Origin of the sequence: Butyricimonas sp. Marseille-P2440, assembly GCF_900091675.1 — a bacterium.
Taxonomy (GTDB): Bacteria; Bacteroidota; Bacteroidia; order Bacteroidales; family Marinifilaceae; genus Butyricimonas; species Butyricimonas synergistica.
The window spans coordinates 1041082-1053541 of sequence record NZ_LT594610.1; the positions used below are offsets into that span (position 1 = coordinate 1041082).

Consider the following 12460-nt stretch of genomic DNA (forward strand, 5'->3'; position numbering starts at 1 on the left):
TTTGTTATAAAAATGCAAACAAATTTGTTTGCATTTTCGTATCTTTGTAAAAAGAATTATGGCACATAAAATTGACATATTAAAAGGAATTCATCCGGGAAAGATCATTAGCCGAGATTTAAAAAAGAAAAATCTTAGCCAGCGTTCTTTTGCTGCTTCTATTGGTGTTCATAGTCAGACTCTTAATGCCATAATTAACGGACGGCGGCAACTGACAATTGAATTATCTCTTAAGATAGAACAAGCATTGGGATACGAAGAAGGATTCTTGTATGCCCTTCAGGCGTATTATTTGGTGATAGAATTTAAGAATAAGGAATTAAGTCAATCCGTATCTGGAATTCCCAATATCCGGAAATCTTTGTTTTGGGACATCGATTTTGATTCGATAGACTGGGGTAGATACAAAAAAACTGTAATACAAAGGGTTTTAGAACGAGGAAATGAAGCAGAGAAGAAAGAAATAGCACGTTTCTATAATATAGACGTTACGGAACTTGAAAGTTATAAATCGAGTAATTATTATAGGATTACTAAAACGAAACATTCTAATGACAGCATTACATTATGAAACGGTAAAACCATATTTGAAGGAAATTCTTGATATGTTGATGGCGGAAGAATTGTTTAACCCGTTCCGTTTAGTCGGTGGAACTAATCTCAGTTTGCGATTTGGTCATCGTATTTCAGAAGATATACAATATACGCATGGCTAGTGTAAGTGATATTGTTGCGATGAAAATGAATGTTGTGTCCCGTGGTGGGCGGAAAAAGGATTTTTGGGATTTACATTTTTTGCTTGATAGATTGGCATTATCAGAAATGTTTGCTTTTCATGAGAAAAGGTATCCGTGGGAACATGAGCCAAAAGAGTTGTTGCGATTGTTCACTGATTTTAGTGTTGCGGATGAATTTCCTGATCCTATATGTTTGCTTGGTAAAAATTGGGATGATATAAAACTTGACCTTATTGAGATTGCTGATGGATATGTGGAAAAATAAGGTTTTCGTGTGAGTGTGTGTCAAAACACACCCATGGGTCCATAAGGTCGAAAAGTCCGTAAAGTCACTAAATATTATAATACAATGATTTAATTGACAATGCCCTTTTTTTTATCATGCTCACCCCTACGGACCTTATAGACCTTATGGACCAGTTTTAGCACGTATCCTCGTTAAAATTTCTTCGCCTCTAATGTTGCTTCAATGTCCGTTCTGCTGAAAAATATTTTGCCTCCTAAACGCCGGAAGGGGAGGATATTTTTGTTACAATAAACTTGTAACGTTCGGGGGCATATTTTCAGGATGCGGCAGACATCGTTGCCGTCCAACCATTCGGCAGCCGGGGCTATCGTTTGTTGTTCCACCCGGTTGAGCAGTACTTCCACTTGGTTCAATAACGTGTGGTTACACTCCAGTAATACATGGAGTTGGTACTCGATGTTAATCTGTTTTTCCATAATGTTGTAGTTTTGTGGTTAGTGAAAAGGGGTGTCGTTATTTCTTTCTTTGTTCTCGTTCCTCCGCGTAATCGAGGTACTGTTCCCGCAGTTTATCCACGTATTTAAGCGGGTTGTAACGCCCGAGGGATTGGTGTATCCTGTCCTCGAAATTATTGGCGCACTTCCGGTTCATCATAGCCGAGAAGTATATGGCGAATGCTTTCTTCGTGACTCCGGGGGTGATGCCTTTCACCGCACCAGAATGCCAGAGGAAATTGATTAACTCGTTCAAGTCGATCTCGGTGCCTTCAAGCGTGAAATCGGAAGGACAGAAAGAAGTAGTTCCGAGCAGGCTTGCCTTAGTTCGTTCAAAAGACTCTCGTTGCAAGGTGAGAAACCGGTTGATGTATTCCCGGTGGTCGTTTGACAAATCCTGCAAGGATACGACTTCGTTTCCTTTTGTTATCGACAAGTGACGGTGAATGCCGCAAGCTCCTTTTCCCCGGAATAAATTTTCCAGGAGCAAGGAATAGTTGTACACCAGCTTGCGCCAGTGGACGGTGTGTTTTCGGTTGAGGACGATCTCCACGGCAAGGGGCAACAGTTCTATTTCCAGCCCAAGAAGATATAGCTGGTAATCCGGGAAACTGTCAGCACGATTGAACGTAACGGGATGAAGCGGATCGTCGGAGAGCTTCACCCGGGCTTTGCTTAGTTCTGTGACATACCTTTTAATGATTTGGGTGTTCATCATAGTTGAAAATATTTGTCGTTTGAAAATTGGTGAAAGTCCTTGTTGCTGAAAAAGCAATACAGGTGGGAGGGAAGCGATACCCCGTCGGGAAGCCGGAAGGTGAAGGAGTCGTCAGCCCTGCAAGCGGGTGTTTCAATAACATGGGGGAAAAATGTGGCGTCTTCTTCTACCAGGATAAGGATTAATCGGTCGGTGTGTGAGGAAGAGGCGGTTTCCGGGTTGCACGTCCAACACAAGGTGAAATTGTTGTCGGGTGTGCTTTTCAGTTTCAGATTCTCCGCTTGTTGTAATGTTCCCTCGCTAAAATGCAATTGCGAATAGTCACTCACGAAACCATCTCCCCGGAATGCGTGAATGTTTCGTTTCACGAACAGGTTGTAACCCGAACGAGGTAAACCGATCGCGGCGGTTCGCCAGACCAGAGGGAGGGGTGAGTCCTTCACTCGTTGGTAGAGGGCGATGACGGCTTGCAATTTTCCCCGTTGATGCAACTGTTCCTCGCTTTGTGCATCATGGTAAATGGCGGGAAGTAGCCGGGCGAATTTTTTGCCGTACCGTTCCACGATGGAAACCCCTCCGACCTTGCCGGATAAGGCTCTCACGAAATCAGAATCGATGTCTGCCATAATTTTAGAGATTAAATTAAACAATACTCTTTTTGACTGAACGGGAAAGTTTGCACCAACCTTATTCAGTCTATAAAGATGAAATCCATTCAATAAACAAATCTTATAAACTTGTTCTCGTTTGAATGTTAAGCGATTCTATATTGAGTTTATATTGAATTTATAGGCTTAACATTCCTTGTCAAACGCCGGGAAAACAAGGTTTATTTTTGCAGAATCGGTGTAGGGGATAGGCACTCCTACAAGTGCCTATCTGAGCCACATACACACTACAATGATTTATTTCACGATGATGGTGAAACAATCGTTTACGTCTTTTGAGTACCCCTCGTTCGAAAAGTTTAACGAGATCAGGTAGCGTCCGACAGGAATATCATGTTCAATGGGAACCTCAAATATTCCATTACCTCTAACCGTTAGGCAAGCCGCTAATTTATCGGCATCTCCATCCACCGTTTTGATTTCTTTCACTGTGGCATAAATCTGCTGAGTTCCTTGAATTCCCTCGATAGGTACACTTACCCACGGTTGTTTCCACTTTAATCGATAATAATCCTCTCCTTCTCCTCCCATACCTTCATAAGTAGGTTCAATACCCCATTCGAGAATTTCCTCAGGCGGAATACCCATATCGATCAAATCATAATATTCCGGATTCGCCCAAACACCCCAACTCGGGGGCGTAATATCCAACTCCTTTTTTACAATCATAGAATCGGTTTCATAACTGGCATCTTCGGTCAATAAATAGCCAACAGTTACATCTTGACACCCGGCTCCAAGCCAAGTAATCATGATTATAGCTATCAATATAATTATATTTTTCATAGTTTCAATTTTTAAACTTTTCCATTATATTCTTCCTAAACCGTAATTGTAATTCAATGCATGAACCACACCGTTAAGAGGTTGAATGTCCGGGGTTGCAAGAGGAACCATACTTGCTTTTGTGAAAGAATAGATGTACATGGTTTCGGGACCTAAATCCGGGACACCGCCATAAGCCGATTTATCCCGATAAATTCGTAAATGGCTGCCGCCTAAGGTTTCAACATCCGTTCCCCCGTCTTGCAATTCGTCATCAATCATATAGTCCACGTTGCGGTATGCAAAGTCGGCTTTCAAGTATTTCTTGTCCAGCACGTGGCGAAGCACGATTGCTTTACAATCCTCGACACTCATTTCATCCACTGATTCCATGTCGTTATCCCACAAATGTCGTAATATGGAATAACTCGGGGGAGCAAAGAAAGTAATCTCTTTGTAATTCGGGTCTTTTCCCTCGAACATATCGGTCAAGCCTGCCCGTTCTATCAATTTCACGGTTAATTCCCAGTTATACGTGTCTTTTCGTAAATACTCCATGATCGAACAATCGTGATAAGGGCTGGAAACACCGCTGTCATACCAATCTTGTGCAGTACAAGAAGACAAGCATATCGCGGCACTAATACAAACAAGTATATTATATATTTTTTTCATAAACTTCAATTTAATACATTTACGTTGTTCCATTTACATTCTTCGTTGCCAGTATACATTTTGTCGTAACAAGGGGTTATCCCAAAAATAAGAACTGGTTATTGCACCAAAGAATACACCGTCAACAATATCTTGGACACTTACAGAACGAAAGCCACCATACAATTCCGTTTTGTAATATTCATTACGTAACACGTCAAACCAACGTCCTCCCTCTATTAGGAATTCTTTTTCCCGTTCTTTGAATATCGCATAACGCAGGTTACCCCCATACTCGGACGCATCATACAATTTTGCTTTCGCGCGAATTCGGATCGTGTTCAGGTCGTCTATCGCACCTTGCAGGTAACTGCCGCCCAATCTCGCCCGACACTCTGCCCTCAACAGAATAATATCGGCTAACCGCCACCAGATTTTATTCGCATCAAAATTGATAAAATATCCGCCACCCGCACCCCCGTCTGTGGACACATAGGCTTTACGATATTTGTAAGGATAAGCATATCCGCCTGTTATCTCTGAATCCACGGAATCTCGCATATATTCATACCGGTAAAACCAGGCATCTCGCCTTAAATCGTCTTCGGGGAACATTCTTTCTACAGTTTCATTCGTGATTCGATTTCTCATGTATTGAATCTCACCCATCGTTGAACCAGTAACCACGGGATATCCTTGATAAAATCTCGCCATACTGGTATAAGCCATACTTTGATCCCATTTCGTCTGAGCCAATTCATCCCAATAATTTCGGAAAATACTCTCGAAGATACTCTCCATTGAACCACCCACGAGTGTTGATTCGCACATATCTTCCGGGGTATCCGCCAGTTTATAAATATCTTCCCGCTTGATAATATCCGTACAAGCCTGTTCCGCTATTTTCCATAGTTCTTGTTCATCATAATTCCGGTCTTCCGGTTTTGCCATGTATTTGCAACCGGCTTTCCAGGCACATAGATGAGCTAACAAGGCATTTGCAGCCCCTTTGCATGGACGAGCTCGATGTGTTACCGCATTACCGTTAGCATCCGTCAATTTGTCCCATTCGGGAAGAAGTCGTACCGCCTCTTTGGCTAGACCGATAGCGTAATCTATTACCTTTATCCAAGAAGTTTGTCCTTGAGGTGTGGTTTCCACCTCGTCACGTATCAATACACAGTCCCCGCAAAGACGAACAATATGCAAGTAAGCAAATGCTTTAAAGAAATAGATTTGCCCCTTGTAGAAATCACGTCTTTCCTGGGGCATATCAATTTTATCAATATAAGGTAATGGCGCATTGGCATACGAGATTGTACGATAAAACCAGCCCCAATCTATAATATAGGCAAACGGCTGATGTTCTTGTAATAATGCAAAAGCACCTTCTTCAAAATAATCCGAGTATTCACCATTCGGTGCCAAATCCTGACCTGCCATTTCGTTACGAACAGAAGCTTCCGCACCCATCACGCCAATCTCCAATTCCCGTTCTGTTTCAAAAACATTCATGAATGTAACCGAGTTTTCAGGAGTCATGTCCAAGGCATCCACGCAAGCGACACAATTCAACAAAAAAGCAAAGAAAAATAAATAATATATGTGTTTCATGGTTTAGAATTTTATCGTTAAACCTAAAGTAAACTTGCGAGCCAATGGATAAGGCAATGCCCCCTGGTTCCCATCTATTCCGGACCGGATATCCACGGTTTCCGGTTCTATACCGGAATAGTTCGTCCACGTGAGTAGGTTTTCTCCGCTTGCGAAAAAACGCAATTCTGAAAGCCCGCAACGTTCAATCCAATTTTTAGGAAGTGAATAACCTAAAGTTACAGTCTTTAGCTTTAACCAGTTTACTTTTTCTACATCATCCTGAACACTACCCCAGTTAGCCTCAGCATTGCCTTGCCACATTGGGTAATCGGATTTATCCCCGGGTTTCTCCCAAAAAGTTACTTTATTTAAATTCATTACAATAGCGGGATATTCTCCTGGCATACCTAAACATCTTTTGGATACATAATTTATCATATGTCGTCCTAGTTGATAGGAAATCAACATGTTCAAATCAAAATTTTTCCAACGTACTTCATTTACAATTCCTCCGCTTATTTCGGGTAAAGCGCTGCCACAATATACTTGGTCTTCAAAACCGATCTGTCCGTCACCGTTCACATCAATGAATTTATAATCCCCGGGTTTAAAATAGGAGCTGCTACCCTCGTCACCTGTTAAATAATGACTCACACCGACAGAATTATAAAACACGGGCATCTCATCTTGTGAATTTATATAACCTTCTGTTTTAGGCAAATAAATTCCATTTAGGGCTTTACCTATGATCCGTCCGGCTCCATCATCTTTCCCGTTCGTGGATTTTTTGAAGCGGTTCCAATTTTTCGCCGCATTAACAGAGATTTTCCAATACAACTCGGGACGCCGGAATATCTCGTAACGAACCATTAGTTCCACGCCTTCATTTGAAATTGTTTTGGCATTTTGCCATTGGGAATCATATCGTTGGTAATCTCCCGTGGGCAGACTGATTCGATCAAGTAATTTATCTGTAAGCCGGTAATAATAATCAACCGTAAATCCCAAACGATAGTCGAAAAAGTCCAAGTCTGCTCCAAGATCATATTGGTCGGTTTCTTCCCAACTCAATTTATCATTATACAGTCCTCCAAACCACTGGGGACGAATCATTCCGTTTCCCATGTAAGGAATATCCGTGACAAAGACTCCCAAGGCTAAATAGTTTTGCGCGAAGTGCATACCTGAACGTCCCCAACTTGCACGTATTTTACCAAAAGAGAACCAAGGCAAATGTTCTTTTACCCAGTTTTCTTCAGAAAAATTCCATCCTGCCGCGATAGAAGGGAAAGTTCCCCAACGGTTGTTTTTTCCAAAAGTGGAACTACCGTCCCTGCGAATACTGAAAGAAAACAAGTATTTATCTCGAAAACCATACTCTAAACGGGCAAAATAAGAGAGCAAGCATTTTTCTTGCATATCGGATTGATAATTTTTGAAAGCAATCGGACGAGATTCGCCTCCGCCCCAATCTTCATACCCGATATCCGGCATTCCGTTCGGGGCGTAATATATTTTATCACTTGGAGAATTTTGAGCGTATCCCCCGTTATACTCTTCCTGGTCGTACTGGTAAGAAAAACCGGCTACAAAATCAACATGATGGTCTTCGTGAATTGCTTTTTTGTATGTCAATAAATTTTCATTTAATGCTATGAGATTTATTCCTGTTTCCCCGATACTTTTAGAATAACCGGTATAGCTTAAATTCGCCGGCTGAAAATAATTTCTACGGTCTATGATATAATCTGTAGCCAGCGAGGAAGAAATATTTAAACCTTCTATAATCTCGTAACCCAATTTCATATTCGCCCTTAAACGTACTGAACGATTGGTTTCTTTTGTTCCCTTGTACGCGTTCAAGGTTTGTTCCCACACGATAGAACCTTCCCCAGGCAACAAGGATGACAATTTGTAAGGTTCCCCCGGGACTGTTTCTACCGGAACGGCATTTCCCGAGTAAGCTAAATTTTCAGAAGCATTTGAACTCGCTCTCTTTTTCCGTGTAACAGAAGCGTTAAAGCGTAAATCCACGGTCAATTTCTTAACCGGATTTACATTTAAATTGGCATTCAAATCAATTCTCCGGAATCCTGTGCCTTTGTAAATACCAGTTTCATCGTATAAGCCTAATCCAATGGCATAAGTTGTTCTTGTTGTACCGCCATACGTTTGAATATTCGCATTCGTAATTTTACCTGTTTCAAAATACATTTTGAAATAATTCGTGGAATTGTTGTAAAAAGGATTCAAACTATCTTGAAACATGGAGCCATTTCCTGTTCCAGCATACTCCATACTTGGGATCCAGTTTCTATCCAACATGGCACCTTGTGAATTATAGTCATATTGTTCTCTCAAGGAGGTAGGGTATTTCCAACGATTGGTTTCCTTGTCTAGGTACGCCCGATAATATTTTCTATTGGCAGCCAATCGAAAAGCCCGTTCAGCCCGTCCTGACGTTAAATCGGGATACCGGGGCAGAATGCTCCATGTTTGGGAAAAATTAACGGAAAACGTGGCATCTTGGTCTTTCAACCCCTTTTTGGTCGTGACAATAATTACCCCATTTGCTGCACGGGAACCATAGATTGCCGCCGAGGAAGCATCTTTTAATACTTGTATCGATTCAATCATATCCGGGTTCAAGTCAGCCAACAAGTTTGCACCCGTGATCGGAGAAGTAAAAGAGTTTAATGGCATCCCGTCTACCACCCATAAGGGATTGGAAAAACGACGTTTTTGTTCGACGTCTAATGAATTATAACCGCGGATTGTCACGGCGATATCACCTCCTCCTGGTGCTCCGGAAATATTGGTTATATCCATCCCGGCTACTCGTCCTTGCAATAGGTTAGCGATACTTGATGTCGGGATCCCTTTTATTTCATCAGCCTTTATGGTTGACACGGCACCTGTCATTTTTCTTTTCGTGGTATTTCCGTAGGCAACAACAACCGTTTCGTCCAGCATTTGTATGTCTTCCTCTAAGGTGATGTGAAGGGTATCTGTTTTTTCGGTGAAATTAACAATTTGCGTTTTGAAACCCACGAAAGAAAATTCCAAAGAGCCTTTTGTTGTAGGAAGTTGTAAGGAAAACCAACCTTTATTATTTGTTGCTGTTCCAACGCTAGTGTTGGTTAATTTTATAGTTACTCCCGGCATCGGTTCTTTTTTCTTATCGTAAACCCAACCTTTTAAAGTGATGGATTTTTTCTCGTCTTGCGTGTTTGCCTTGAGTTTGATAACAATAGCATTGTTTAAAACGACGTATTCAAGATTCGTGTTTTTCAAACATTTTCGCAGAATCGCTTCTACATCGACTTGGTTTTCATTCAGCGTGATGCCTTTTATCGACGCGATATCCACGTCGTTGTACATAAAGGAGAAACTTGTCTGTTGCTTGAGTTCCCAAATGACCTCTTCCAACGTGGCGTTTTGTTTCTTGATCGTTACTGTTTGTGCGTTCGCCCCGGCAAAGGTTTGTAGCACGAAACACGTGAGTAATAGCAATGTCAGTTTCATACATCTAATCATTTTTCGCGTATTTCCCCCGGAGGGAAAAATGCTTTTCCATCTTTTTTTCATAACTTTGTTACGTTAATTAATGACTAATTAATATTTAGGACCGGGAATTGTTGGCGCAGGACCCGATCCTTTTTCTATTATCTGGTCTGAATGGTAATCGTGTTTGCCTTCCGGACAGCAAGCACTTTCCCGCTCTCGTTGATAATTTCTAACAGGTCGTCGATATTCTCATATTTATTCAAATTAGCGGATATCCGTATTTCTTTTGCCTCGGGATTGGTGTAAAAGACGGTTACTTTGTACCAGCGAACCAAGTCGTTCATCACGTCCTCCATGCGTTGGTTGCGGAAGACAAACATCCCGTTAATCCATCCCGTGTACAAATCCGTGTCCACTTTCAGAACAGAAGTTTCTCCGGTTGTCCTATCCAGGCGGAATTGCTCCGAAGGTTTCAACAGCACTTTCGTGTTATCGGCGTAAGCCCAGACGGAACCTTTTACCAGCGTGGTGTGCACGATGTCTTCGGTAGGGTAGGATTTTACATTAAAGCGTGTTCCCGTCACCTGTACTTTCATCCCTTTAGTGTGTACCACGAAAGCCCATCCTTCGGCATGCTCAACTTGGAAAAATCCTTCTCCTTCAAGATGTACCTCCCTAGGTTTCCCTTCCTCGAATTGCTCGGGAAAGCGTAATGTCGACTCGCAATTCAACCATATCCGTGTCCCATCCGTCAGTGTCACGCAGTAGTCTGCTCCTGCCGGGGTTTGTACCGTGTTGTAGGCAGGTTTTATGATCGGTTGGCTTTGTGCTTGTTGGTTTTTGGGACTTGCCGTATTATTTATTTGATAAGCAAGCATATTCAGAGAGTCGTTCACGACTTGGGTTCCTTGGGGTGTTTGTAAGTGAATCTGCGTTTGAGTCAGGTCGTAAACTTTTCCCGATGCGGTTGTCAATATGGCCCCCCGTCTTCCCTTGTACACATCCTCAACCGCCTGTACCGTTTCCTGTTTCGCGAAATGTTGCCTTAGCATTAATCCTCCCGCCACGCTCAACAGCACGCCCGCGCAAGCCGCCACGGACATCCATGCTCTCCTCCTGATCCGATGTTGCTGTTTTCGCCAAAACTTCTCCCATTCCTTGCTCGCCACGATCTGCCAGCCATGTTCTTTCCGTAAAAACGCTTCCCGATTCAGTATCACTTCCTCGAACAATTGTTTATTCTTCTCCTCAAGCAGCCAATCCACGAACTCCTCGTCCATCAACCTCTCCGGCTCCCTTAAATGGGAAAGGATAAACTCGATCTTGTCGTGTTTTTCATCCATATTCATCTTTTTTCATCTGTAACATTATAAACACAAGTTCACCCCGGAAATGGGTGAGGTAAAAATGAACTTTTTTTGAAAATTTTTTATCGAATCCAACCTCGGGAAACCAAATTGTAGCATAATATCCTTATTTTCATTACATTTATCGCAATAAAAAAAGAGGGCGTATTTCCCGTTAGTTTTCCCGTTCGCCCTCTTAACAAATTCGAATTGTCGCACAAATGTAATAAATTATTTCAATATTGGAATAGTGTAAGGTGATGCTTATTCAAAATTAATCATATCGGACAATTGTAAGAAATAATCATTTGACCAAATCTCAAGTGTTTTTGGCTTCTCGATGAATGGTTCTACATCCTGTTTTACCATTTTAATGTCGGTTGAAGCCAGGCGTTCTTTTAATAATCTGATGAACTCGGTTTTATTCATTACTATGCCATTAAATTCTTTTATTCGCTCTTGTAGATGTATGAAGTCTAGTTTTATATTATTTTTTATATACCATTCAAAATCATACCAATCGCGCCCTTTTACTCTGTTTTTCCAGTTCCTAAAAACTAATGCGTGCATCTTGCCTGCATATAAATCCGGTAAAGTGAAACAACGTGTCATGAATGAATATGGATGTAATAGTAATTTTTGTTCTGTTTGGAACTTTAAAGGAGGTTGGGTATCTACCTCTATTTTTATTTTTAAATTTTTTTCTGTTTGAAATGCTACATCGTACACATTCGTATCATCTTTTAGAAAAGCTGATTCAACTTTCCCAAAGTTTCGTTTATCTTTTTTCGTGATAATGACATCTCGTCCTAAAGTCTTGAATTCTTCTATGATTGAAGGGAAATAACTCTCTAATTTGAACGAGGCGTCAGGTTCTAGTAGCGAAAAATCTATATCTTCAGAGAATCGTTCTAATTTATGAAATATTCTCAAACAAGTTCCACCATAAAAAGCTGCTTTGTTGAAAAAACCTCCTCGATAAAGTCCGGCTAATGTTATTTGTTGCATGATTTCGTAAATGGCGTTTCGGCGATCCTTATCGGTAATGATCTTATATTGAGAAAGCATTTGTTCAAACATATCGTTCATCGCTTTAAAATTTTAATGATTGTTGTGATGGTTGTCTTCTTCTTTCCATGTAAGGCGCATTGTTCAAAAATGTTCGTGTTCATTTTATAGAATGCGTTCATATCAAAGCGAAGATTTTCTTCCAAGTAAGTAATGATTTCTTTCTGAAAACGTAAATTTAATTTTGGCGTGTCGATAATCAGGTCGCATAAAGCTTTTTCGGGTGTGGCAATGAGAAAAGCTATGTCTGTTCTGACTTCCTGTCTGATACCTATGGCAAAGTATTCTTGAGAACATTGCGTATATTCGAATTTACCAAGAGTATTGTAAAAGTGTCGAGTATGTTTGGTTGTCATCGATTGAATCGTGTAAACGCTTTCTGGAATGAGTCCATAATAACGTAACGCTGATTCTTTGGAAACATAAGATGGTCCATACATATGATTGGCAATCAACTCTAATGATAATAGTTTACTGCTTACTTCGGGAGAAACGACATATAATCCTTTCTTAAGTCGGATGATTTTACCGAATTTTTCTAATTCGCTGATTTTGTTATGTACTGATACGAGATCCGGGTACATGGACTTTAAAATTGCAAAATCAACAGGTATATTTCCTATTTCAGAAAGTATATTCATTTGTTCGATGTTTCCTAAT

At 41.0% G+C, this 12460-nt stretch carries 13 protein-coding genes; 3 read left to right on the forward strand and 10 right to left on the reverse strand.

The annotated features are described in order from the left end of the window. Positions 1-58 precede the first annotated feature (58 nt). The 3 genes from BN8899_RS15355 to BN8899_RS15360 are packed head-to-tail and all read left to right on the forward strand — an operon-like array spanning position 59 to position 1002. Positions 59-571: a HigA family addiction module antitoxin gene (locus BN8899_RS15355; RefSeq protein WP_018336677.1), complete on the forward strand. Its 513-nt coding sequence runs from the start codon at positions 59-61 to the stop codon at positions 569-571. Further along, complete coding sequence (locus BN8899_RS21210; RefSeq protein ID WP_231932385.1) at positions 552-716, forward strand: nucleotidyl transferase AbiEii/AbiGii toxin family protein; 165 nt, start codon at positions 552-554, stop codon at positions 714-716. The genes BN8899_RS15355 and BN8899_RS21210 overlap by 20 nt, the downstream gene beginning before the upstream one ends. Then, on the forward strand, positions 709-1002 hold the full coding sequence (locus BN8899_RS15360; RefSeq protein WP_026207293.1) for a hypothetical protein: 294 nt from the start codon (positions 709-711) through the stop codon (positions 1000-1002). Before BN8899_RS21210 ends, BN8899_RS15360 begins: the two co-directional genes overlap by 8 nt. A 173-nt stretch (positions 1003-1175) precedes the next feature. Here BN8899_RS15360 and BN8899_RS15365 read toward each other — a convergent pair whose 3' ends face one another. From BN8899_RS15365 to BN8899_RS15415, 10 genes are all read right to left on the reverse strand, one after another. Continuing rightward, a complete protein-coding gene (locus BN8899_RS15365) occupies positions 1176-1460 on the reverse strand; it encodes a helix-turn-helix domain-containing protein (protein ID WP_018336676.1) in 285 nt (94 codons plus the stop codon). A gap of 37 nt (positions 1461-1497) precedes the next feature. Continuing rightward, on the reverse strand, positions 1498-2196 hold the full coding sequence (locus BN8899_RS15370; RefSeq protein WP_065220058.1) for a hypothetical protein: 699 nt from the start codon (positions 2194-2196) through the stop codon (positions 1498-1500). Further along, entirely contained in the window at positions 2193-2822 is a 630-nt protein-coding gene (locus BN8899_RS15375) for a DUF6266 family protein (RefSeq protein WP_065220059.1), read from the reverse strand. The genes BN8899_RS15370 and BN8899_RS15375 overlap by 4 nt, the downstream gene beginning before the upstream one ends. Before the next feature lie 279 nt (positions 2823-3101). Beyond that, positions 3102-3650 (reverse strand): hypothetical protein, encoded by a 549-nt coding sequence (locus BN8899_RS15380; protein WP_065220060.1) that lies wholly within the window; start codon positions 3648-3650, stop codon positions 3102-3104. 24 nt (positions 3651-3674) lie between these two features. Further along, positions 3675-4304, reverse strand: coding sequence for a fasciclin domain-containing protein (locus BN8899_RS15385; protein WP_082987161.1), 630 nt, complete (start codon positions 4302-4304; stop codon positions 3675-3677). 33 nt (positions 4305-4337) lie between these two features. Beyond that, positions 4338-5897 (reverse strand): RagB/SusD family nutrient uptake outer membrane protein, encoded by a 1560-nt coding sequence (locus tag BN8899_RS15390; protein WP_065220061.1) that lies wholly within the window; start codon positions 5895-5897, stop codon positions 4338-4340. Between the two features lie 3 nt (positions 5898-5900). After that, complete coding sequence (locus BN8899_RS15395) at positions 5901-9404, reverse strand: SusC/RagA family TonB-linked outer membrane protein (protein ID WP_082987089.1); 3504 nt, start codon at positions 9402-9404, stop codon at positions 5901-5903. Positions 9405-9544: 140 nt separating this feature from the next. After that, positions 9545-10729 carry a FecR family protein gene (locus BN8899_RS15400; RefSeq protein ID WP_187376925.1) on the reverse strand — a complete coding sequence of 395 codons (1185 nt, stop codon included), beginning with the start codon at positions 10727-10729 and terminating at the stop codon, positions 9545-9547. 267 nt (positions 10730-10996) lie between these two features. Then, the gene (locus BN8899_RS15410) at positions 10997-11821 is read right to left on the reverse strand and encodes a nucleotidyl transferase AbiEii/AbiGii toxin family protein (RefSeq protein WP_065220065.1); all 825 of its coding nucleotides are present in this window, start codon (positions 11819-11821) and stop codon (positions 10997-10999) included. Further along, positions 11818-12441, reverse strand: a complete 624-nt coding sequence (locus BN8899_RS15415) for a type IV toxin-antitoxin system AbiEi family antitoxin domain-containing protein (RefSeq protein ID WP_065220066.1) — start codon at positions 12439-12441, stop codon at positions 11818-11820. Before BN8899_RS15415 ends, BN8899_RS15410 begins: the two co-directional genes overlap by 4 nt. Between the last annotated feature and the right edge of the window lie 19 nt (positions 12442-12460).

Excerpts from the sequence above, each read along its gene's own strand:
- BN8899_RS15355 (WP_018336677.1), top strand. The coding sequence starts at position 59 with ATGGCACATAAAATTGACATATTAAAAGGAATTCATCCGGGAAAGATC.
- BN8899_RS21210 (WP_231932385.1), top strand. The coding sequence starts at position 552 with ATGACAGCATTACATTATGAAACGGTAAAACCATATTTGAAGGAAATT.
- BN8899_RS15360 (WP_026207293.1), top strand. The coding sequence starts at position 709 with ATGGCTAGTGTAAGTGATATTGTTGCGATGAAAATGAATGTTGTGTCC.
- BN8899_RS15365 (WP_018336676.1), bottom strand. The coding sequence starts at position 1,460 with ATGGAAAAACAGATTAACATCGAGTACCAACTCCATGTATTACTGGAG.
- BN8899_RS15370 (WP_065220058.1), bottom strand. The coding sequence starts at position 2,196 with ATGATGAACACCCAAATCATTAAAAGGTATGTCACAGAACTAAGCAAA.
- BN8899_RS15375 (WP_065220059.1), bottom strand. The coding sequence starts at position 2,822 with ATGGCAGACATCGATTCTGATTTCGTGAGAGCCTTATCCGGCAAGGTC.
- BN8899_RS15380 (WP_065220060.1), bottom strand. The coding sequence starts at position 3,650 with ATGAAAAATATAATTATATTGATAGCTATAATCATGATTACTTGGCTT.
- BN8899_RS15385 (WP_082987161.1), bottom strand. The coding sequence starts at position 4,304 with ATGAAAAAAATATATAATATACTTGTTTGTATTAGTGCCGCGATATGC.
- BN8899_RS15390 (WP_065220061.1), bottom strand. The coding sequence starts at position 5,897 with ATGAAACACATATATTATTTATTTTTCTTTGCTTTTTTGTTGAATTGT.
- BN8899_RS15395 (WP_082987089.1), bottom strand. The coding sequence starts at position 9,404 with ATGAAACTGACATTGCTATTACTCACGTGTTTCGTGCTACAAACCTTT.
- BN8899_RS15400 (WP_187376925.1), bottom strand. The coding sequence starts at position 10,729 with ATGGATGAAAAACACGACAAGATCGAGTTTATCCTTTCCCATTTAAGG.
- BN8899_RS15410 (WP_065220065.1), bottom strand. The coding sequence starts at position 11,821 with ATGAACGATATGTTTGAACAAATGCTTTCTCAATATAAGATCATTACC.
- BN8899_RS15415 (WP_065220066.1), bottom strand. The coding sequence starts at position 12,441 with ATGAATATACTTTCTGAAATAGGAAATATACCTGTTGATTTTGCAATT.